23 protein-coding genes are annotated in these 20691 nt (G+C 71.8%); 3 read left to right on the plus strand and 20 right to left on the minus strand.

Features of this window, described 5'->3' with window-relative positions:
* Positions 1-50 precede the first annotated feature (50 nt).
* Positions 51-1247 carry a cytochrome P450 gene (locus tag ABZ117_RS23040; protein WP_356823539.1) on the plus strand — a complete coding sequence of 399 codons (1197 nt, stop codon included), beginning with the start codon at positions 51-53 and terminating at the stop codon, positions 1245-1247.
* Positions 1248-1361: 114 nt separating this feature from the next.
* Here the strand turns inward: ABZ117_RS23040 and ABZ117_RS23045 are convergent, their stop codons facing one another.
* From ABZ117_RS23045 to ABZ117_RS23125, 17 genes are read right to left on the minus strand one after another with little or no spacing between them, the layout of a single operon-like run.
* Positions 1362-2060: an N-acyl homoserine lactonase family protein gene (locus ABZ117_RS23045; RefSeq protein ID WP_356823541.1), complete on the minus strand. Its 699-nt coding sequence runs from the start codon at positions 2058-2060 to the stop codon at positions 1362-1364.
* Positions 2057-3667: an FAD-dependent monooxygenase gene (locus ABZ117_RS23050; protein ID WP_356823543.1), complete on the minus strand. Its 1611-nt coding sequence runs from the start codon at positions 3665-3667 to the stop codon at positions 2057-2059. Before ABZ117_RS23050 ends, ABZ117_RS23045 begins: the two co-directional genes overlap by 4 nt.
* 11 nt (positions 3668-3678) lie before the next feature.
* A complete protein-coding gene (locus tag ABZ117_RS23055; protein WP_356823544.1) occupies positions 3679-4713 on the minus strand; it encodes a Gfo/Idh/MocA family oxidoreductase in 1035 nt (344 codons plus the stop codon).
* Positions 4710-6176, minus strand: coding sequence for an NDP-hexose 2,3-dehydratase family protein (locus ABZ117_RS23060; RefSeq protein WP_356823546.1), 1467 nt, complete (start codon positions 6174-6176; stop codon positions 4710-4712). The genes ABZ117_RS23055 and ABZ117_RS23060 overlap by 4 nt, the downstream gene beginning before the upstream one ends.
* A gap of 34 nt (positions 6177-6210) precedes the next feature.
* Entirely contained in the window at positions 6211-7278 is a 1068-nt protein-coding gene (locus ABZ117_RS23065) for a glucose-1-phosphate thymidylyltransferase (RefSeq protein ID WP_356823548.1), read from the minus strand.
* Entirely contained in the window at positions 7275-8321 is a 1047-nt protein-coding gene (rfbB, locus tag ABZ117_RS23070) for a dTDP-glucose 4,6-dehydratase (RefSeq protein WP_356823550.1), read from the minus strand. The genes ABZ117_RS23065 and rfbB overlap by 4 nt, the downstream gene beginning before the upstream one ends.
* Positions 8321-8611, minus strand: coding sequence for a DUF6059 family protein (locus ABZ117_RS23075; RefSeq protein ID WP_356823552.1), 291 nt, complete (start codon positions 8609-8611; stop codon positions 8321-8323). Before ABZ117_RS23075 ends, rfbB begins: the two co-directional genes overlap by 1 nt.
* A 32-nt stretch (positions 8612-8643) precedes the next feature.
* Positions 8644-8973, minus strand: a complete 330-nt coding sequence (locus ABZ117_RS23080) for an antibiotic biosynthesis monooxygenase (protein WP_356823553.1) — start codon at positions 8971-8973, stop codon at positions 8644-8646.
* The gene (locus ABZ117_RS23085) at positions 8970-9299 is read right to left on the minus strand and encodes an antibiotic biosynthesis monooxygenase family protein (RefSeq protein WP_356823555.1); all 330 of its coding nucleotides are present in this window, start codon (positions 9297-9299) and stop codon (positions 8970-8972) included. Before ABZ117_RS23085 ends, ABZ117_RS23080 begins: the two co-directional genes overlap by 4 nt.
* Before the next feature lies 1 nt (position 9300).
* Positions 9301-10050 (minus strand): SDR family oxidoreductase, encoded by a 750-nt coding sequence (locus ABZ117_RS23090; protein WP_356823557.1) that lies wholly within the window; start codon positions 10048-10050, stop codon positions 9301-9303.
* Between the two features lie 25 nt (positions 10051-10075).
* Positions 10076-10534 carry a DUF1772 domain-containing protein gene (locus ABZ117_RS23095; protein ID WP_356823559.1) on the minus strand — a complete coding sequence of 153 codons (459 nt, stop codon included), beginning with the start codon at positions 10532-10534 and terminating at the stop codon, positions 10076-10078.
* Positions 10531-11004: an SRPBCC family protein gene (locus tag ABZ117_RS23100; protein WP_356823561.1), complete on the minus strand. Its 474-nt coding sequence runs from the start codon at positions 11002-11004 to the stop codon at positions 10531-10533. The genes ABZ117_RS23095 and ABZ117_RS23100 overlap by 4 nt, the downstream gene beginning before the upstream one ends.
* 3 nt (positions 11005-11007) lie before the next feature.
* Positions 11008-11265, minus strand: coding sequence for an acyl carrier protein (locus tag ABZ117_RS23105; protein WP_356823563.1), 258 nt, complete (start codon positions 11263-11265; stop codon positions 11008-11010).
* 49 nt (positions 11266-11314) lie between these two features.
* A complete protein-coding gene (locus ABZ117_RS23110; protein ID WP_356823565.1) occupies positions 11315-12535 on the minus strand; it encodes a ketosynthase chain-length factor in 1221 nt (406 codons plus the stop codon).
* Positions 12532-13803 carry a beta-ketoacyl-[acyl-carrier-protein] synthase family protein gene (locus tag ABZ117_RS23115; RefSeq protein ID WP_356823567.1) on the minus strand — a complete coding sequence of 424 codons (1272 nt, stop codon included), beginning with the start codon at positions 13801-13803 and terminating at the stop codon, positions 12532-12534. Before ABZ117_RS23115 ends, ABZ117_RS23110 begins: the two co-directional genes overlap by 4 nt.
* A complete protein-coding gene (locus tag ABZ117_RS23120; protein WP_356823569.1) occupies positions 13800-14246 on the minus strand; it encodes a cupin domain-containing protein in 447 nt (148 codons plus the stop codon). Before ABZ117_RS23120 ends, ABZ117_RS23115 begins: the two co-directional genes overlap by 4 nt.
* Complete coding sequence (locus tag ABZ117_RS23125) at positions 14243-14566, minus strand: TcmI family type II polyketide cyclase (RefSeq protein WP_356823570.1); 324 nt, start codon at positions 14564-14566, stop codon at positions 14243-14245. Before ABZ117_RS23125 ends, ABZ117_RS23120 begins: the two co-directional genes overlap by 4 nt.
* A 203-nt stretch (positions 14567-14769) precedes the next feature.
* Here ABZ117_RS23125 and ABZ117_RS23130 point away from each other — a divergent pair, with 203 nt between their 5' ends.
* Positions 14770-15774 (plus strand): acyltransferase domain-containing protein, encoded by a 1005-nt coding sequence (locus tag ABZ117_RS23130; RefSeq protein WP_356823572.1) that lies wholly within the window; start codon positions 14770-14772, stop codon positions 15772-15774.
* A gap of 116 nt (positions 15775-15890) precedes the next feature.
* Positions 15891-17099 carry a cytochrome P450 gene (locus tag ABZ117_RS23135; RefSeq protein ID WP_356823574.1) on the plus strand — a complete coding sequence of 403 codons (1209 nt, stop codon included), beginning with the start codon at positions 15891-15893 and terminating at the stop codon, positions 17097-17099.
* An 81-nt stretch (positions 17100-17180) separates the two neighbouring features.
* Here ABZ117_RS23135 and ABZ117_RS23140 read toward each other — a convergent pair whose 3' ends face one another.
* From ABZ117_RS23140 to ABZ117_RS23150, 3 genes are read right to left on the minus strand one after another with little or no spacing between them, the layout of a single operon-like run.
* Positions 17181-17723, minus strand: a complete 543-nt coding sequence (locus ABZ117_RS23140; RefSeq protein WP_356823575.1) for a DUF1707 domain-containing protein — start codon at positions 17721-17723, stop codon at positions 17181-17183.
* 35 nt (positions 17724-17758) lie between these two features.
* On the minus strand, positions 17759-18955 hold the full coding sequence (locus tag ABZ117_RS23145; RefSeq protein ID WP_356823577.1) for a cytochrome P450: 1197 nt from the start codon (positions 18953-18955) through the stop codon (positions 17759-17761).
* Positions 18952-20619 (minus strand): BTAD domain-containing putative transcriptional regulator, encoded by a 1668-nt coding sequence (locus ABZ117_RS23150; RefSeq protein WP_356823579.1) that lies wholly within the window; start codon positions 20617-20619, stop codon positions 18952-18954. Before ABZ117_RS23150 ends, ABZ117_RS23145 begins: the two co-directional genes overlap by 4 nt.
* Between the last annotated feature and the right edge of the window lie 72 nt (positions 20620-20691).

Below are 20691 nucleotides of genomic sequence, written 5' to 3' on the forward strand. Positions count from 1 at the left end.
ATCCCGCCCGCCAGTGCCGCCGTACGCCCCGACACCGTCAGGAGACCCACGTGACGAACGACCACCCGCCGCTGCCGTTCCCCTTCCCGTCCGCCGAACCGTGGCATCCGGCACCGGAGTTCGCAGAGCTGCGCGAGACGGACGGCATGCGACGCGTGACCCTGCCCACCGGGGACCGGGCCTGGATCGCCGCTCGCTACGAGGACAACCGGCGCCTGCTCTCGGACCCCCGCTTCAGCCGGGCCGCCGCCGCGCGGGCCCACGCCCCCCGGGCCCGGCACACCGCACTGGAGGCCCGCTCGCTCACCACCATGGACCCGCCCGAACACACCCGGCTGCGCAGGATCGCCATGCGGGCGTTCACCACCCGGCGGGTGGACCTGCTGCGGCCGGGCATCCGCCGCACCGTCGGCGGGCTGCTGGACGCCATGGCGGCGGCCGGCCCGGGCGCCGATCTCGTCTCGGCGGTGGCCAGGCCCCTGCCGGTCATGGTGATCTGCGAAGTGCTCGGAGTGCCCGCCGGGGACCAGGAGCGGTTCGGAACCTGGGCTAAGGACTACCTGAGCGTCACCGACCGCACGGCCGGGGAGATCGAGGCCGCCGCAACGGCGCTCAAGGACTACCTGGCCGGTCTGATCGTCGAGAAGCGGCGCCGGCCCGGCGCCGGGGTGCTCAGCGACCTGGCCAACGCACCCGAGGAGGAGCGGCTGGACGAGGAGGAGCTGGTGACGTTCGGGGTGACCCTGCTGGTCGCCGGGGTGGAAACGGTCGCCCATGAGATCAGCGGCGGCGTCCTGGCTCTGCTGGAGCACCGGCACCAGTGGGACCGGCTGCGCGAACAGCCCTCGCTGCTCGACGGCGCGGTGGAGGAACTGGTCCGCTACACCCCGGCGGCGGTCAGCGGCGGCACCGTCCGCATAGCCCTGGAGGACGTCGAACTGGGCGGCGTTCTGGTACGCCGGGGGGAGGCGGTCCTGCCGGCCGTGATCTCGGCGGACCGGGATGCCGCCGTGTTCACCGGCCCCGACGAGCTGGACGTGACGCGGCACCCAAATCCGCACCTCGGCTTCGGTCACGGCCCCCACCGCTGCCTCGGTGCTCAGCTGGCCCGCGCGGAGCTGAGCATCACCCTGGGCGGGCTGATCGCCCGGTTCCCCGGGCTGCGCCTCGCCGTGCCCGTGACGGACCTGGAATGGGAGCTGCGCACCATGCAGCGGGGGCCGAAGGCCCTGCCTGTCCTGTGGTGAGCCCCGGGCGGGAGGGGTGAGGGCGGCGGGGAGAGGAACACCCTCTCCCCGCCGCCCTCACCCCTTGCTGCGGCGTGCCCGCACCGGGGCCGGCCGCCCGCACGCGGCCCGCCGTCACTCGTAGCAGTCGTCCGGTCCCGTGCGCAGTACCGGCCACTGCCGGGCGTCGTGCCCGCGCACGAGCAGCGCGTCCTCCGCCTTCGCCAGTGCGACCAGTTTGCGGGTGCTGGCGCGCACCGCGGACTCGTTCACGTCGAAGGGGGTCACGGCCCGGGCCTCCGGGTCGAGATGCTCACCTGACGGGATGGCGTCACCCGCGAGCAGCACGGCGCCGGTCCGGGGCAGTCGTACCAGGACCGACTGGTGGCCCTCGACGTGCCCCGGGCTCTCCACGAGGTCCAGACCGGGGAGCAGCTCCGTGTCGCCGTCGACCAGCCGGTACTTCAGATGGGGCTGGTCCCAGGCGGCCCTGGCCATCTCCACCCGGGCCGGCACGCCCGCCCTCGCCCGCTCGTAGTGGCCGCGCTGGATGACGAACTCCGCGTCCGGGAAGAGGTCGTGGTTGCCGGCGTGGTCCGGATCCAGGTGGGTGCAGACCACCAGCGCGATGTCGGCGGGGCGCAGTCCGACGGCCGCGAGCCTGGCCTCCACGCCTTCGTCCGGCCCGACGGTGACGAAAGCGCGGGGGCCCGACGCGGTCCGCGGAAAACCGGTGTCGACGAGCACGTTGGTGCCGTCGTCGGCCTGGACGAGGTAGCCGGGCACCGGCGCACCGACCGGGTTGGTGCCGAGTTTGAACAGGTGCAGTCTCATCCCGCGCTCCCCGTCGTCGTGGTGGACCCCGCCGTGGGGCGAGGGGCGGCCGGGCGGCCGAGGAACGTGCTCAGCGTGCCGGTCAGGGCGGCACCGGGGGCGGATCCGTCGAAGCGCTCCAGTACGTAACCGTCCGGGCGGACGAGGACCGCCCCGGTCGGTGGCACCCCGTGAACCTCCGCCCACCGGCCCAGCGGATCGGCCAGGCCGTGGGTCCCGATGCGGTGGGCCGTCACGAGGGGTGAGAGACGGCGGGCGGCGTCGTACCAGTGCCCGCCCCGCTCCCCCGCCACCAGGACGATGCCCCTGCCGTCGTACAGGTCCAGGGTGGAGATCCGGTTCCCGTCGTGCTCCAGCCACATGTGCGGTGCCCGTGTGCCCGGCGTGCCCGTGAGCCGTCGCACGAGTACGCCGTCGTCGGTGGTGGTGCCGGGCACCGGGTATCGGCAGCCGAGCGCCACCGCGTGGTCCGGCAGGATCGTTCCGGCCGGTGCCGTCGCCTTGCGGCCGGGGCGGTCCAGGGAGCGGAGCACCGCCTGCTCCACCGTGGCCCGGGCGGCGGGCAGCCGTTCGCTCTCGTAGGTGTCGAGCAGGTGCGCGTGCGCGTCGCCGCGCAGGACGGCGGCGAGCTTCCAGGCGAGGTTGTGGGCGTCCTGGACGCCGGTGCCCGAGCCGAAGGCGCCTGTGGGCGGCATGGCATGAGCCGCGTCGCCGGCCAGGAAGATCCGCCCGTGGCGGAATCTTCCTGCCACCAGTGCCGCGGCATCCCACGGCTGGGCCCCCAGGATCTTCACCGGCAGCTCCGGTACACCGGCCGCGGCCCGCACGGCCGCCTCGCACCGCTGCTCGTCCCAGGGCCCCCGGTTCGAGCCGAGCGGCACGTGCAGCAGCCAGCGGTCCTTGTTGTTGACGGGGAGCAGTCCCGCGGTGACGTCGGCGTTGTGCACGTAGGCCATCAGGAAGCGCCTCTCGCCGAGGACCTCGGTGAGATCGGCGCGGAAGTGGATGTTGAGGTACCGGGCCAGGACGCCCCGCCCGGACCGGGGGATGCCCAGTTCCCCCCGCAACGGGCTGGCGGCACCGTCGGCCGCCACCAGGTAGCGCGCCCGCACGGTGTACCGCTCGTCGGTGGCCAGGTCGCGTACGGTGGCCGTGACACCGTCGGCGTCCTGGACGTGGGCGATCAGCTCGTGCCCGAAGCGCAGGTCGGCCCCGGCCTCCTCGGCGCGTTCGCGCAGCAGCGGTTCCAGTTCGTCTTGTTCGCACAGGGTCCATCCGGTGGGGCTCAGGTCCTCGGTGCCGTCGTCCAGGTAGCCCGGCAGGAACTCCCTCTGCCGGTGGCCTGCGAGCGAGTCGAGCTGGACGATGCCACTGTTGTCCGCCAGGGCGCGGGCGGACTCGGTGGCCCGTATCCGCTCCTCGAGTCCGACCTGCCGGAACAGCTCCATCGCCCGGACGTTCACGCCTCTGGCCCGGGGGTGGGCCGAGGTACCCGGACGGCGTTCGACCAGGAGAGGCCGTTGGCCCTGCCAGGTGAGGAACACCGCCGCGGACAGGCCGACGAGTCCTCCCCCCACGACGAGCACGGGGGTTCGTACGTCTGTCATGTCTCTCCCTCTCAGGATGCGTCCGGGCGTCGTGCCGACCGGGTCGTCCGGGCGGTGGCGCGAACGGCGCTCAGCAGGGCTGCCTGGCGCAGGATCTGCGTGTACTCCTCCTCGCGGGCCGCTGCCGGACCACGGCTGAGGTGCGCGAAGTGGTCGGCTGCACGGGCGAACTGGTCCTCGGCGCCGAGCACGAAATGCTGGAGGTGGTCCTGCCGGGCCAGCCGCGTCACCGGCCGGGCGGTGGCCGGTGGGGAGAAGGGCTGTTCGAGGACAAGCCGCCCCGTGCTGCCCCACAGGGAGCAGTGGCTGCGGTAGCTGTGCTCGAAGCCGAAGCTCAGCTCGGCCGTGGCACCGCGGGGCGATGCCAGCAGGGCGCTCCCGGACACGTCCACCCCTCGCTCCCGGTCCAGGCGCAGGGTCGAGCCGACCACCTCCAAGTCGTCGCCCAGGTACATCAGGGCCGCCCGTACCGGATAGGCTCCGACGTCCAGCAGCGCTCCGCCGCCGAGGTCCGGCCGGTAGCGGATGTCTGCCGGTGGCCGCGGCGGAATGCCGAACGATGCCTGGAGAACTCTGAGTTCGCCGATCTCGTCGCCGTCCAGTCGTCGTCGGGCAGCCGCGTGCTGGCCGTGGTGGACGAAGGCGAAGTTCTCCATGAGCGCCAGCCCGCGCTCACGTGCCAGGCCGACCACCTCGTGCGCCTGGGCGAGCGTGGCGGTCGCGGACTTCTCCACCAGCACGTGCTTGCCCGCCTCCAGGGCACGGAGCGTCCACCGGGCGTGCAGGCCGGTGGGCAGGGGGATGTAGACCGCGTCGATGTCGGGCCGGGCGAGCAGCCGCGCGTAGTCGTCGACGGCCTCGCAGCCGAACCGCGCGGCGAAGAGTGCGGTCCTTGCGGGGTCCCGGCCGGCGATCGCGGTGACGCGTACGCGGGATCCGGCGGCCATGGCGGGCAGCATCCTGCGTGCGGCGATGTCCGCGCATCCGAGCACGCCCATGGTGACCGGTGCCCTGCCGGTCCGCTCCCCGGGAGGGGTGCCGCTCACCGGACGCCGTCCCACAGCGATTGCAGGCAGGAGATGAGCGTGCGGGCCTCGACGCTGACGTACGTCCCGTACCTCAGCAGGCGCTTGAGTTGACGCAGCGTCACCCAACGCATGGTGTCGGACTCGGCGACGGGAAAGTCGTCACCGGCCTCGACCACGAGGTAGCGGTTGTCGCGCCGGTAGAACCTGCCGCCCTCCTCGGGGAGCACGGCGTCGAACCGGATCTGTGCGGGGTCGGCGCCCAGCACGTGATCCAGCATCGGGGCCCGCTCGCCGGGCGGCAGCGCGCGCCAGTCGCGCGAGACGCAGCTCACGGTCGGCGCCAGCTCGATGCCGTCGCGGAGTCCGGGCTGCGCCTTTCCCCGCACCAGCACGTGCAGGACACCGTCGATGCGCCGGACCACGAACGCCGCGACGCCCTGGCCGGGGAACTCCAGCATCGGCTGGGTCCAGTGAGTCACCTCCCGGGTGCCGGCTCTGACCGAGACGGCGATCACCCGGTGGCACCGCCCGGAGGGCTCGCTGATGGCGTCCTCGCTCCGCCGCCAGCCCACCAGCGCGCTCAGGGGGATCAGCCGGGCGGACCGGGGGGTTCCCGTGCGCAGGTCGGTGAGCCAGGTGAGCAGTTCCAACTCGTCGTGGCGGACGGACTCGCCGGGGCTCAGGGAGCGGGTCAGTGCCTCCTGGAACGGATCGGCGCGAGGCACCGCGGGACCGCCGCCGGGTGTCGTCTCCGGGCCGAGCGGCAGGCAGGCCAGCACGGTACGGACGTCCATGTTGACCACGTGATCGAGACCCATCAGGGCGTGGACCTGACCGAGCGTCATCCAGCGGTGGCCACGGCCCGCGGCGACGTCCTCGAAGACCTCGACGGCCATGTTGCGGTTGCGTTTGTGCAGGAAGCTGTCGCCCTGCTCGGACTGGAGCGTGTCCACCAGGACCCGGCCCCGGCCGGGGCCGGTGAAGTGCTCCAGATAGCGGGTGCCGCCACCGCGGTGGACCCGGGTGTAATTGCTCCGGGTGGCCTGGACGGTGGGGCCCAGCTGCACCAGTCCGGTGTTGCCCGGTTCCATCTTGGCCTGCATGAGCAGGTGCGGCACGCCGTCGAACTCGCGGACCAGGATGCCGAGGATCCCGTGTTCCGGCTGGCTGATGATGGGCTGGTTGAAGCCGCCGGCGGGCCAGTCCTCGCCGGTCACCCGCAGTCCCTCGACGGTGAAGAACCGCCCGCTGCGGTGCACGAGGTTGCCGGTCTCCTCGTGGAAGCTCCACTGGTCCAGCTGGGCGAAGGGGATGCGGGAGACGGCGAACCCGCCGTCGCGGCGCTCGCGTGCCAGCCAGGGCAGCACCACGTCCTCTGTCGGAAGACCGGGGCTGTCCCTGACGGCCGCTGATCGGGCCAGCCGTTCGGCCAGGGACGCGGCGGCCCTCCACCGGGTGCCCGGCGCGGCGGTGTGCGGCATGGTGTCTCCTTCGGTAGATCGGCCGGCCCCGGCCTCAGTAGTTCAGCCGGACCCGGCTGTGGTCGCCCACGATCAGCTGGTTGCCGCGCGGCGTCGGAGCCGCGGGGGACACCTCCACGTCCCTGCCGATGAGCGAGTTGTGGATCCGGCGCACCCCGCTGATGGACGAGCGGTCCATGACGATGGAGTACTCGATCTCCGTGTGGTCCAGCCGGCACCCGGCGCCCACCGACGTGAACGGGCCGATGTAGCTGTCCTCGACCACCGTGCCCGGGCCGATGGAGAGCGGGCCCACCAGCCTGGAGCGCAGTACGACGGTGTCCTCGGCGATGTCCAGCCGCCCGATGACCTCGCTGTCGGCGTCCACCGTTCCCCGGATGCGCGGCTCGACGGTCTCCAGGACCATGCGGTTGCACTCGAGCATGTCCTCGACCTTGCCCGTGTCCTTCCAGTAGCCGGTGATGATGTGCGAACGCACGTCGGCACGCTGGACGATCAGCTGCTGGATGGCCTCGGTGATCTCCAGCTCGCCCCGGAGGCTGGGCCGCAGCCTTGCGACGACCTGGTGGACGGCCGGGGTGAACAGGTAGATCCCGGCGAGGGCGAGGTCGCTCTTGGGGTGGCTGGGTTTCTCCGCCACGCCCACCACCCGGCCGTCGGCGTCCAGTTCGGCCACCCCGAACTGCGTGGGGTCGGCGACCTTGGTCAGCAGGACCTGCGCGTCGGGTCGCTGGGTCTGGAAGTCGGTGACGAAACCGCGTATGCCGTCGATGACGAAGTTGTCCCCGAGGTACATCAGGAAGTCGTGGTCGCCGAGGAACTCGCGGGCGATCAGCACGCAGTGCGCGAGGCCCAGCGGCGCCTCCTGCGGGATGTAGGTGACGGACAGGCCGAATGCGGACCCGTCGCCCACCGCGCGGCGCACCTCGGCCGCCGTCTCGCCCACGATGATGCCGACATCGCGGATGCCGCTCTCGCGGATGGCCTCCAGACCGTAGAAGAGGACCGGTTTGTTGGCGATGGGGACGAGCTGCTTGGCGGAGGTGTGGGTGATGGGCCGCAGCCGCGAGCCGGTGCCTCCGGCGAGGACGAGGGCCTTCATCGCGCACCCGCCCCGGACGGCTGCCAGACGGCCGGGTCCTCCGTGACCGGACGGCGTCCCAGCAGGGGCTCCCACCACTCGGGGTGGTCGCGGTACCACCGGATGGTCTCCCGCAGGCCGGCGCCGAACGCGACGGTGGGCCGCCAGCCCAGTTCCCGCCTGATCCTCGTCGAGTCCAGCAGGTACCGGCGGTCGTGTCCCGGCCGGTCCGCCACGGTCGTCTGGAAGGAAGCGGGCAGTCCCAGCTCGCCGAGCACCGCGTCGGCGATGTCCTGGACGCTCGCCTCCACTCCGGTGCCGACGTGGTAGGTCTCCCCCGGCACCCCGTCGGCCAGCACCATGTCGATGGCCCGGCAGTGGTCGAGGACGTGGATCCACTCCCGGCGGTGGTGCCGGGAGGCGTACACGGGCAGGCTCCTGCCGCGCAGGGCGTTGGTGACGAACAGCGGGATCACTTTCTCCGGGAACTGGAGCGGGCCGTAGTTGTTGGCGCAGTTGGTCACCGTGACGGGCAGCCCGAAGGTCTCGTGATAGGCCCGCACCGCGTGGTCGGCGCCGGCCTTGCTGGCGTTGTACGGAGTACGCGGGCGGTAGGGGGAGTCCTCGTGGAAGGCGTCCGTGCTGTCGAGCGCGAGGTCCCCGTACACCTCACAGGTCGAGATGTGGTGGAACCGTTCCACCCCGTGGCGCAAGGACGCCTCCAGGAGTCGCTGGGTGCCCATGACGTTGGTGCGGAAGAACCTGCCGGGGTCCAGGACGGCGAGGCTGTTGTGGGATTCGGCGGCGAAGTTCACCACGGTCCGGACGCGGTGGTCGCGCAGGACCTTCGCCACCCGGTCACCGTCGCCGATGTCGGCGTGCACGAACACGATCCCGTCGCGCACACCGGCGAGGTTCTCCTCGTTCCCGGCGTAGGTGAGCGCGTCCAGGGCGACGACGGTGTCGTCGGGATGCTGTTCGCGCCAGTAGTGGACGAAGTTGGCACCGATGAAACCCGCCGCACCGGTGACGAGCAGGGTGCGGGAGGGAGCGGCAGTGGACATCAGGGGGCTTCTTCCTTGTCGGAGCTTTCCGCGGGCCACCGCAGGTCCCGGCTCAGTTCGCTGATCAGTGACCGTTCGGCGGAGGTCGCCTCGCCTTCGCAGGTGAGGCGCTCGGGGGACCCCGGGGGCGGCTCGGCCAGGGTCGGGGTGCCGTAGTGACTCAGCAGGAAGGCGGCCGCGGCGGGACTCAGGTGGAAGTCCTGCCACGGGGGCAGGGGGAAGTACGCCGCCCCCAGTGTCTGGAATCCCTCGGACACCCCGCGTCCCACAGCGCGCAGCAGGCGACGCATCACGGCTTCCTTTCCGTGCCGCGGACGGCGGCTCACGACTCGGTGAACGAGGCCGCGTCCCGGACCTCGTAGATGCCGTAGTGCCGGCTGCCGCCGCGGTCCTGGTACCGGCGCAACGGCGAGGTCTGCGAGCGGTGGGCGGCCCCCTGTTCCCAGTCGCGGAACGACTGGGCGTCCTGCCAGTAGCTCAGGACGGCGAAGATGCCGTCCTCCCCTTGGAGGGTGGAGTGGAGCAGTTCGCTGCGCAGCAGGCCGGGCACCTCGGCGAGGTCCTCGTTGATACCGAGGAAAGCGGCCTCGAGAGGGGCGGCTCCCTCCTCGGGGGCCCGGCAGTACACGATCACCCGGATCTCGCGGTTCATACCGCCGCCTCCGCCGAGGGCAGGTGGTGGACGACCCGCATGGTGGACATGGAGCCGCCGGAGCGGTACGGGTGGAGCCTCTCGCGGTGCTCGACGTGCTGCTCGCTGTGCTCGAAGGCGCGGAAGCCCTGCTCGTCGGTCCAGTCGCTGATGATGAAGTAGACGTGCTCCTCCTCGGTCGAACGCAGCAGCCACTGACCCAGGTTGGCCGGGTCGGCGGTGACCGCGTGGCCTATCTCCAGCCAGGTCCGCTCGAAGTCGGCTCCCATGCCCGGGTGTGTCTGCACGCACAGCAGGACCCGGAAGACGCCGTCGGCGCGCTCCATGTCAGATCCCTCCGTCGACGTGGATGGTCTCGCCCGTCAGGTAGCCCGACGCCGAGCCGGCGAGGTAGACGACGACCGAGGCGACCTCGGCGGGAAGTCCGAGCCGGCCGAGCGCGGTCATGTGGCGGTACCTCTGCTGGAGGGCCTCGTACTCCTCGGGCGGCAGCTTGGCCGCCTCCTCGGTCTCGATCACGCCGGGGGCTACGACGTTGACGCGGATGCCCCGGGGCCCCAGCTCCTTGGCCAGGGAGCGGCTGAGCCCGATCACGCCGGCCTTGCTCGCGGTGTAGTGGGCCCGCAGCGGAAGGCCGACCGTGGCGACCCGGGAGCCGATGTTGATGACCGAGGCCTTCTCGGTGAGCAGCGGCAGTGCCTTCTGGGTGATCAGGAAGGGCGCGGTGAGGTTGGCGTCGAGGATGCGCCGCCACTCCTCGAGGGACAGCTCGGCGAAGGGCACGTGGGAGATGACTCCGGCGTTGTTGACGACGGTGTCGAGCCTGCCGAACCGGATCCTGCACTCCTCCAGCAGCCGGTCCACGTCCTCTGGGCGGCCGACGTCGGCTTTGACCACGTGGTGGTCGCCGGGCAGTTCCTTCAGGACGCGGACGAGGCTCTGGGCGTCGTCGTTGTCCTGGCGGTGGCAGGTGAGGACGTCGGCGCCCGCGGCGGCCAGGGCCAGTACCACGGCCCGGCCGATTCCTCGGGTGCCTCCCGTGACGAGCACGTGCTGCCCGTCCAGCGACAGGTTCATCGGGGCGTCTCCAATCGTCTTCGGTTCACAGGGAGAGTGCGGCGCCGACGGCGTTGGCCAGCAGTGCCGCGACCGCGAGCGCGGTCCTGACGAGGTTCCAGTTGCGCCATCGCACCCGGGGGTCGAGCCGGTCCCAGTCCGGCGGTACGGCACCCGGTTCGAGGGAGCCGACCCACTTGTTGATCGGCACGTTCCTGGTGACGGACACGACGATCGCACCGAGGAGCAGAACGCCGGCGGTCCCGGCGGCGGCCGGTACCCGGCCGGTGCCCAGGGCGGCCAGGGCGGCGTCGGAGAGCATCGCGGTGATCATGCAGATCGGCATGAAGGGGTCGAAGCGGGTGACCAGGAACTGGTGCACCGGGACGTAGCGCTCGACCGGAAGGCTGAGGAGCAGCGGGGCTCCTCCCAGCGAGGCGATCATCAGTCCGCCGGCCGCCATCCCGCTCCCGACCAGGGCGAGCGGCAGCAGGATCTGGTTCATGACCCGGAACCGGTCCGCCGGCCGGCCGCCTGCTCGACGAGCTTCTTGATCCGGGCCATCTGCACCTTGGTGTTGGCGTCGAGGTGCGCGGCCATCGCCTCGTCGTCGAAGGGCATCGCGGGCCGTACGTGGAACTCCTGGACCCAGCGCATCCGCACGCCGCCGTCGGTCTCCCGGTAGTCCCAGGCGATGTCCATGAACTCGAACGGGCCCGTCTCGACCCGGTGGGCGCGTACGGTGCGGGTCGCGGGGTCCGGCTTGCGCAGGGAGACCCAGCTCCAGACCTTGCCGTCCTCGTCGGGGTGCATGGTCAGCCGGAAGCGGATGGTTCCGTCCGGCGCCCGGTCCAGGATCTCGGCCGAGGCGTACTCGTCGAAGAGCTGCGGCCAGGACTCTATGTCGTTGGTCATCCGCCACACCAGTTCCATGGGCGCGTCGACGACCACGGAGTTCTCTGTCCGTGCGGCCATGTGTCAGCGTCCTTCCGGGAGGTGGTGGTCGATGTAGTCGAGGACGGCCCGGGGGGTCGTCATCAGCTCCATGTGCTCGTCGGGGACGGGAACGCCCAGGTCGTTCTGGATGCGGGCGGTGATCTCCAGCATCGCGAGGGAGTCGTAGCCCAGGCTGCTGAAAGGGGTGTCGAGGATGTCACCGCCGAGGTCCACCGACTCGTCGACGCCCACGCTTTCCTGGAGCATCGATCTGAGTTCGTCGAGAGTGAATGCGCTCACGGTCGTTCCTCCGCTCCTTCGTGATGGTGTGGCTGCACTGCCCCGCACGTCATCCGGTCCGCCGCACGACGGCCACGGCGTTGAACCCGCCGTAACCCCGGGCGACGACCATGGCGGTGCGCAGAGGCAGTTCGCGCGGTTGGTCGAGGACCAGGTCCAGGTGGTGGTGGGCGGCCGGGCCGGTGACGTGCACGGTGGGCGGGACGACCTGGTCGCGCAGGGCCAGCAGGGCGCCCGCGGTGTCGAGGGCGCCGGCCCCGGCGTACAGCCGGCCGGTCATGGTCTTGGGAACGGTCACCGGGACCCCGTGGGGGCCGAAGACCGCGGCGAGCGCCTGCGACTCCTGGCGGTCGCGCTCCGGGCTGCCGTGCCCGTCGGCGAAGACGACGTCGACGTCCTCCGGCCGCAGTCGCGCGTCGGTCAGGGCCTCGCGCATGCAGCGGGCGAGCGACGGGGGCCGCTCCGATCCGGGACGGGGGTCGAACGTCGCTGCGTAGCCGACGAGTTCGCCGTAGGGTTCGGTGTTCAGCTCACGCGCGGCGCGGGCGCTCGCCAGCAGCAGGATCGCGCCGCCCTCGCCGGGGACGAAGCCGGATGCGCTGGTGTCGAACGGCAGGTAGGCGCCGGCCGGGTCGGTGACCGGGGAGAGCTGTCCGGTGGGCAGCTGGGAGACGAAGCCGGCCGGGGAGAGCGAGGAGTCCGTGCCGCCGGTGACGACGAGGCGGGCGCCGTCGCGCACCACGCGGCGTGCCTGCCCCAGCGCGTCCAGTCCGCCCGCCTGTTCGCTGACGATGACCCCGCACGGTCCGCGCATCCCGTGCCCGATGGAGATCTGGCCGGTGGTAGCGGCGTAGAACCAGGCGATGGACATGTACGGGCTCACGTCCCGCGGGCCGCCACGCCAGAGCTTCTGCAACTCGCGCTGGCCGAACTCGGCTCCGCCGGTGGCGTTGGCGGTGATCACGCCCAGCTCGTACTCCGGCAGCCGGGACGGGTCGACAGCTGCGTCGTCCAGCGCCATCCGGGTCGCCGCCAGGGCGAAGTGACTCATGCGGGACGTCTCGACGACGACACGGGGCGAGACGTACTCCGTCGGATCGAAGTCCCTTATCTCACCCGCGAGTCGAGAGGGATACTCGCGGGCGTCGAAGGTGCCGACCGTGTCGATGGCACTCTTGCCCGCCAGCGTGGCCGCCCACCATTCCTCCGTGCCCTGCCCGTTGGGGGCCGTCACGCCTATGCCGACGAACACCGCGGCTGTGCCGCTCATGCGACGGCCCTGCCGGGGCCGGCCAGCACGATGGCGCTCTGAAAACCGCCGAACCCGCTGCCGACCGACAGCGCGACCGAGACCTTCTGCTCGCGTGCCGTCAACGGCACGTAGTCCAGGTCGCATTCGGGATCGCGTTCCCGCAGATTGGCCGTAGGCGGGACGGCGCCCCGCTCGATCGCCAGCGCACAGGCCGCGACCTCGATGGAACCGATGGCCCCCAGAGAGTGCCCGACCACCGACTTGATGGAACTCATCGGCACCTCGAAGGCCCGGTTGCCCAGGCTCTTCTTGACCGCCGCCGTCTCGTGACGGTCGTTCTGCCTGGTGCCGGAGCCGTGCGCGTTGACGTAGTCGATGTCCCGCGGGTCCACCCTGGCCTGGTTCATCGCGGCACCGATGGCCTCGGCCATCTCCCGGCCGTCCGGGCGCAGTCCGGTCATGTGGTAGCCGTTGGCACGGGTGGCGTAGCCGAGGATGCGCCCGTAGACCCGTGCGCCGCGGCGCCGGGCGTGCTCGGCGTTCTCCAGCACGAACATGGCGGCTCCCTCTCCGAGGACGAGCCCCCGGCGGGTGCGGTCGAAGGGCCGGCATGCCTGCTCGGGTTCGTCGTTGTACGTGGACGTGGCCTTGATCGCGTCGAAGCAGGCCATGGTGATGGGTGAGATCGGCGCGTCGGCGGAGCCCGCGACCACCGCGTCGGCGCTGCCCTCCGCCAGCAGCCCGGCCGCGTGACCGAGGGCGTCGATGCCCGAGGTGCAGCCGGAGGAGACCACCGACGCCGGGCCCTCGGCGCCGGCCCACCAGGCCACCTCGGCCGCGATCGAGCTGGGCACCAGGTAGTTGTACAGCTCGGGTACGGCGTAGGTGTGGTCCACGATCCACTGCCGCCCGTCGTCGCTGAGGACGCGGTACTCCCGCTCCAGGCCGGTGGTGCACCCCACGGCGTTGCCGACCGTCACGGCGAGGCGCCCCGGATCCAGTGCGCCGGTGTCGAGCCCGCTGTCGGTGACCGCCTCGTCCGTGGCGGCGACGGCGAACTGGGCGGCCCGGTCCATGCGCCGGGTGTGCTGAGGGGTCAGCCCATGGGCCTCGGGGTGGAAGTCGACCTCGGCGGCCACCTGGCAGCGGTAGCCCGTCGGGTCGAAGTGGGTGACCCGGCGGGTGGCCGCGCGTCCCGAGATGATCCGCTGCCAGAACGCGTCGCGCCCCACCCCGCCGGGGGCCAGCACGCCGATGCCGGTGATGGCCACGTCCATGCTCCTCATGCGCCCGCCCCGCCGGCCGGGGGGCCGCCGACCTGGAGCGGGGGCGCCTGCTCGGCACCGGGCAGGAACTCGATGTCGACATGCCCCAGCTCCGGCCGAGGCGCCAGCGGCCCCAGGTGGAAGACGGCCTGTGCCTGCACGGGGCCGGTGTTCACCAGCCGGTGCCGCAGCCCGATCCGGACCAGTGCCGAGTCGCCCGGTTCCAGGGTCAGCGTGGTGCCGTCGATGGTGATCTCGACGGTCCCGCGGACCAGATGCACGAACTCCTCGGAGTAGGGGTGGTAGTGCTCGCACACGTACTCCCCGGGCTCCAGCGTGACGGTCCCCATGAAGCCCGAGGTGGCGCCGACCGTCCGGGGACTCAGCAGGACCCGGACGTCCCCGCCCCTGCGCCGGTTGGGTGTGACGTCGGCGCGGGCCACCTTTGTCGCGTCGGAACTCATCGCTTCTTCTCCCACGTGTAGAAGGCCGAGGCCATGGCGTCCTTCGGCTCGCTCCACGCGGGGTCGTACGGCGTGATGTGCCGGGCGAGCTTGACGTGGATGTCCTCGTACAGCGGGTGGCTGCGCGCCCGGTAGAGGTTGGGGGTGATCTCCTGGTCTGCCTCCACGAGATGGAAGTACAGGTCGTGGAAACGCCACAGCGTGCGCCGGGAGACCCCGATCAGATCGGGCAGCTCCGAGGCGTCGGATTCGGCGAATATCTGCGCGACCGAAGCGGCCTGCGACGGTTCCATCCGGGCGACGATCAGGTTCTGGTGCAAGGGTTCCTCCCCATGCGGCGCGGTCCGAGGTGGCTACGGCGAGCCAGCCTGGGCGGTTCCGCTGGACAGGTGCTGACAGGTCGCTGGCGGGAGCACGGCGGCACCCGTCCACCGGGCTGCGACTGGCTCGACAGCGGCTCGCCCCACCTTCGGACCGGCGCCCGGCCGCGAGCGCCTGACCGTCGTCCCCGGGAGGGCCCCGCATGGTGACCACTGGCGCATTCCGGCCGCGGCCCGTGGCCTTGCTGTTCGCGGGCCAGGGCGCCCAGCACCCCGGTATGGGGCTGCACCTGTACGGCGTGGAGCCGCATTTCACCGACGCCATGGACGAGGTGTTCGCCCTGCTGGGCCCGGGCGGACCGGACCTGCGGGACGGCTGGCTCGCCCGACGCACGGACGGCTTCGACGACGCCGGACGGGCGCAGCCGCTGCTCTTCGCCCTCGGGTACGCGCTGGCCCGTCTGCTCCTCGGACGGGGCGTGCGGCCGGCGGCGCTGCTGGGCCACAGCGTCGGGGAGGCCGTCGCGGCCGTCGTGGCGGATGTGGTGTCCCTGCCGGATGCGATGCGGCTCCTGGTGGCGCGGACCGCTGCGGCACGGACGACGCCGCCCGGTGGCATGCTGGCCGTGGCCGCGTCACCCGGCACGCTGGCCGGCCTCCTGCCGGAGGGCGTGGCCGTGGCCGCGGTCAACGGCCCTAACCAGATCCTGCTCGCCGGAGCCCGTGAGCCGCTCGCCGAGGCGGAGAGCCGGCTGCGGGCCCGGGGGGTGCCCTGCCGCCCGGCCCGAGCCCGGCAGGGGTTCCACAGTCCCCTGATGGAGCCCGCGGTCGCGGCGACGCTCCCGGAGTACGAGCGGACCCGCTGGCGTGCCCCCGCCGTCCGGCTGTACTCGGCGGCCACGGGGGGCCCACTCACCGCCGGGGAGGCGACCGATCCACGTTTCTGGGGCCGGCAGCTGGCCGCACCCGTCCTGTTCGGACCGGCGCTGCACCGGATGCTCACCGACGACGACTTCCTCCTGGTGGACGCCGGTCCCGGTCAGAGCCTGCTGAGTCTGGCCCGCCGGCACCCGGCGGTCGCCTCGGGTCGCAGCCGCGCCGTGTCCCTGCTGCCCGCGGCGCACGCCACGCCCGGCCCCGCGGGGCGGGCGCTCGCGGACGCCGTCGAGCGCATCCGGGCGGAGGGACACACTCCGCCTGTCCAGTGATCGTCCATCGCCGGCCACCAGACTCGTGACGTGACCGGCCCTGCCGTGGCGTGGTCCCGGCAGGGTCCACCAGTGAGCCTGTCGTGCCGGGCCCGACCGACGTGGAAGTGAGACGTATGACGACGAGCCCCCCAAACCCGACCGCGTGCCCGTACCCGTTCAAGCGGCCGTCCGCGCTCGAACAGCCTGCGGAGCTGCGCACCATCCACAAGGACCCGGTCGTCCCGGTGACACTGCCCAGCGGCGACCGGGCCCTGCTGATCACCCGTTACGCGGACATGCGCGCGGTCCTCTCCGACGAACGGGTGAGCCGCGACCTGACCCGGCCGGGGACCGCCCGCATGACGAAGGACAACGTCATGTTCCAGGACCCCGTGATCAGCCCGGACCCGCCGGAGCACACCCGGATGCGGCGCCTGATCACCAAGGCGTTCACGGCCCGGCGGGTCGAGCAGCTGCGGCCCCGCGCCGAGAAGGTGGTCGCGGAACTGCTGGACGCGATGGAGGCCGGCCCCCGGCCCGCCGACCTCAACGAGGCTCTGGCGTTCCCGCTGACCATCCGGATGACCTGCGAACTTCTCGGCGTCCCGCTGGAGGACCAGAACCGGTTCCGCGTCTGGACCGACCACTTCCTGTCCGTGAGCCGCTTCACCGGCGAGGAGATCGGCCGGGCTCGCGGCGAACTGATCGCCTATGTACAGCAGTTGGTGGCGGCCAAGCGGGACGAGCCCGGGGACGACCTGATCAGCGCGATGATCACGGCCCAGGACGATGACGCCTCGGGCCTCACCGAGTACGAGCTCGTCTACTGGACGATGCTGCTGCTGATCGCCGGCTACGAGACCACGGCCGGGCAGCTGGGTTCCAGCCTGGTCGTCATGCTGAGTGACCCGGAGGCACTGGCGCAGCTCCGCGGCCGGCCCGAGCTGCTGCCCTCCGCCGTGGAGGAGCTCCTGCGCCTCCAGGTCATGGGTTCCTCGCTGTCCATGCTGCGGTACGTGAAGGAGGACATCGAGGTGAGCGGGGTCCGGATCCCGGCCGGTTCGAGCATCGTTCCCTCGATCGAGTCGGCCAACATGGACCCGGAGGTCTTCTCCGCTCCCGAGACCTTCGACATCACCCGGCAGGACAACCGGCACGTCACCTTCAGCACGGGCCTGCACTACTGTGCCGGGGCCGCGTTGGCCCGGATGGAGCTCCAGGTGGCGCTCGGCGAGGTGGTGCGGCGCTTCACCGGGCTGCGGCTGGCGGCGCCCGCGGACGAGCTGCCGAAGAACGAGGGCGCTCTGATCCAGAACTTCACCGAGATCCCCGTCCACTGGTGACCACGCGGCCGGGCCGCGCACCCGAGCAGGATGCGCGGCCCGGACCGCCGTGCCGGCGGGTCCCGTGCAAGGACGGGTCTGTCAACGCAGCAGGAGCAGGGCCTTCGACAAGTGCCCCATGACCGTGAAGTGCGGGGCGCCCGGCGGATCGCGCCGAACGCCGGCCCGGTTGCGGACGAATCCCTTGTGGAGTGCCAGTCCGTGCACGGACACGGACGCCCCTGGCGGCAGCAGCAGCCTCACCACGCTCTTCTGCGCCGCCAATTCGATGCGCACCTCGGGATATCGCAGTACGGCGTCGCGGAAGTCCAGCCGGATCAGGGCGTCGTGGCCGTCGACGAACAGAGCGGCCGGCACCTCCCAGCGGCCGTCGAGCCGCGATACCGCCTTCAACGCGTGCACCCGGAGCGGAGCCGGGGCCACCGCGGCCGGCAGATCGGCCACGGCCGCCTCGACCTCGGCCCGCGTGCCGGCGGAGAAGACCGAGGCGAGACGGCGGTCCAGCTCGTCCAGCGGGATCCGGCCCTCCCCCACCGCGTCCTGCACCTGCCGCGCCGCCCGCTCCCGCTCCGCGTCGGACGCCCGCAGCCGCTTCGCTCGGGTGTGGTCCGGCTCCTCGGCCATGGCCGGCAGCCCCCTTTCCCAGGTTCGACTCCGCTTCACCATACGACGGGCAGGGCGACGAGGTTCCGTATGACGCCCGACGTGCAGACCAGTTCCTCCACCGGCCCGGCAAGGCGCAGCCCGGGGAATCTGGCGAGGAGCCGGCTGAAGGCCACCGTCAGTTCCAGCCGGGCCAGTTGTGAGCCGAGGCAGTAGTGCACCCCCAGTCCGAAGGCCAGATGCGGGTTGTGCTCGCGCTCGGGGTCGAAGACGGCCGCGTCGTCGAAGACGGCTTCGTCCCGGTTGGCCGACGTGATCGCGGGCAGGACAGCCTCACCGGCCCGTACGAGGACGCCGCCCAGCTGTACGTCTTCCGTGGCGACCCGGATGGTGCCGCCGTTGACGCCCGCCGTGCTGTACCGCAGGACCTCTTCGACGGCGGGCGGGATCCGTTCCGGGTGACGCGCGAGCCGGTCCGCCAACCCGGGGCGGCTCAGCAGCTGCACCGCTCCGTTGGCCAGGGTGCTGGACGTCGTGTGGTAGCCCGCGATCAGCAGCGTGACGCCGAAGACGACCAGTTCCTGCTCGCTCAGCCGGTCGCCGTCCTCCCGTGCGGCGACCAGCAAATCCAGCAGGTCCTCCTGGGCCGGTCTGCCGCGCTTGGCCTCGATCAGCCCGGCCAGATACCGGGCGAGTCCGGCGCGAGCCACGCGAACCTGGTCGGGGGTGTGGCTGCCGAGGCTGAGCATCACGTCGGCCCAGTGGCAGAACCGGTCACGGTCGTCGTACGGCACGCCGAGCAACTGGCAGATGACCGCCACGGGCAGGGGCATGGCCAGGCCGCTCACCAGGTCGGCCGGTGGCCCCGTGCGCTCCATCGCGGCCAGAAGGTCGTCGGTGATCCGCTCGGCGAAGGGCCGCAGCCGCTCGATCGGCTTCTTGCCGAAGGCGCGGGCGACCAGCTTGTGCAGCCGCGTGTGCTCGGGCGGGTCCATCGACAGTATGGTCGACGGGTCGGGAAGCAGGGGCCGCATGCGGGGTGCGTCGGGGCGGGCCGCGGCCGCCCGGCTGAAGCGCGCGTCCGTCAGCACCGTACGCACGTCGCCGTACCGGGTGACCAGCCATCCGCTGTCGCCGGTGGCGAACCGCACCCGGGCGACCGGGCAGCCGGCCCTGAGTTCCGCGTATTCCTCGGCGATCTCCACCGGCCCCGGGCTGGGGAACGGGAAGCGCCTCGCCTCCGGCTGGTTCATCGCCTCTCCCTCACCAACTGGGCCACGCCCTGGGTCTGAGCGGCCGGACGGTGCGCGGCGTGCCCGTCCTGGACCGGCGGCTCGGAGCCGAAAGCAGGGCTGCGGTCCGCTTCGAGGGGCTGCAAGCCGCTTCGGCCCAGCTCCGCGCCGGAGAGTTCGAAGGTCCTGCACAGGTCGCCCTCGGGCGACCCGAGGGCCTTCAGCCGGCTCTGCGGATCGGCGAGCCAGGCGGCGAGATCCCGCAGCCGCCACCGCGGCTGCTGACGAAACTGGTGCGCCGCGGCGCTTATGGCGGCCGGCAGACAGCCGCACATCCTGACCACCTGTTCGGCGTGCTCCCGGTCGTTGACCACGTGCTCCGGCAGGATCAGCGACGCCAGCAGCTGGACCCCTTCGTTGACCGACAGCGGGGCCAGGTCGAACGCCACCACATCGCCCAGCCCGACGAGGTGCGACCGGCTGGTGAGGATGGTCGCGCACTCCGGGCCGCTGGGCAGGAGGGGCAGCACCTGATCGGCCGACGTGACGTTGTCCAGGATGACCAGCAGCCGGCGGTCGGCGCTCCAGGAACGGAACCGCCTCCTGCCCTCCGCCGGACCTTCCGACGGGCTGAACTCGATCCCGGCCTGCCGCAGCATGCGGGCCATCGCCTCGGCGCACGTCAGGGGGCGCCCTTGCCCGTCCCGGAGGTCCAGGTACAACTGGCCGCCGGTGAACCGGGGACGAAGGCGTTGGGCCACGTGCAGCGCCAGGGCGCTCTTGCCCACTCCCGGCATGCCGTGCAGGGCCACGAGCTGCGGCCGGGAGTCGGCGCGTGGCACGTCCATGAAGGCGGTGCTCAGCAGCGCCTCCAGCTGAGCAGCCGAGAACTGGTGGATGATCACCTGCTGCTTGTCCGCGGGCAGGGCCCGGGGCGGGTACGTCAGCCGCACCCCCGTCCGCTTCCCGTCCGGGAGGTCCAGGCCCGGGTCGGCCCGCAGGATCGCCCGGTTCAGGTGCTCCAGTTCGCTCGACGGGTCGACACCGAGTTCGTCGACGAGCCGGCGCCGCAGGGAGTGGTACACCTCCAGCGCCTCCAGCCGGCGATCCGAGCGGTAGAGGGCCAGCATGAGCTGGGCGGGGAACCCCTCGTGCAGCGGATGACTCGTGGTGAGGGCCTTGAGGTCGGGAATCAGCTCCTGGTGCCTGCCGAGCTGGAGACCTGCCTCCATGCGCATCTCGAAGGCGCGCAGGCGCGCTTCCTCGAAGTGGACGAGACTCGCCTCCAGGAGCGGTCCGGCCGAGATGTCCTCGAGCATGTTGCCGCGCCACAGGGACAGCGCCTCGCCGAGCAGCGTCGACGCCTGGTCCGGCCGGCCGCCTCCCAGCGCCTCCTGTCCCATGCGGAACAGCTGCTCGAACAGGGTGAGGTCCAGTTGTTCGGCCTGGGTCCTCAAGAGGTAGCTCGAGTTGACAGTGAGGAGCAGTTCCCGTTCTCCGACGCGCCGGTGGGGGCACAGTTTCTTCCGCAGCCGGTAGATGTAGGTCTGGAGCGTGGTGGCGGCGCTGACCGGCGGCTCGCCCGACCACAGTTCGTCGATGAGGGATTCGGGCCTGAGCGGACGGTTCGCATGCAGGATCAGTGCGGCCAGTACGTGCCGCAGTTTGGGTGAGGTCGGAGTCACCAACGTCTCTCCGCTGTAGACTTCGAGGCTCCCCAGTATTCCGAATTGCATGCTGTTCCCCCTTTTGTTGAA

It is taken from the genome of Streptomyces sp. NPDC006309 (genome assembly GCF_040613095.1).
Lineage (GTDB): Bacteria > Actinomycetota > Actinomycetes > Streptomycetales > Streptomycetaceae > Streptomyces.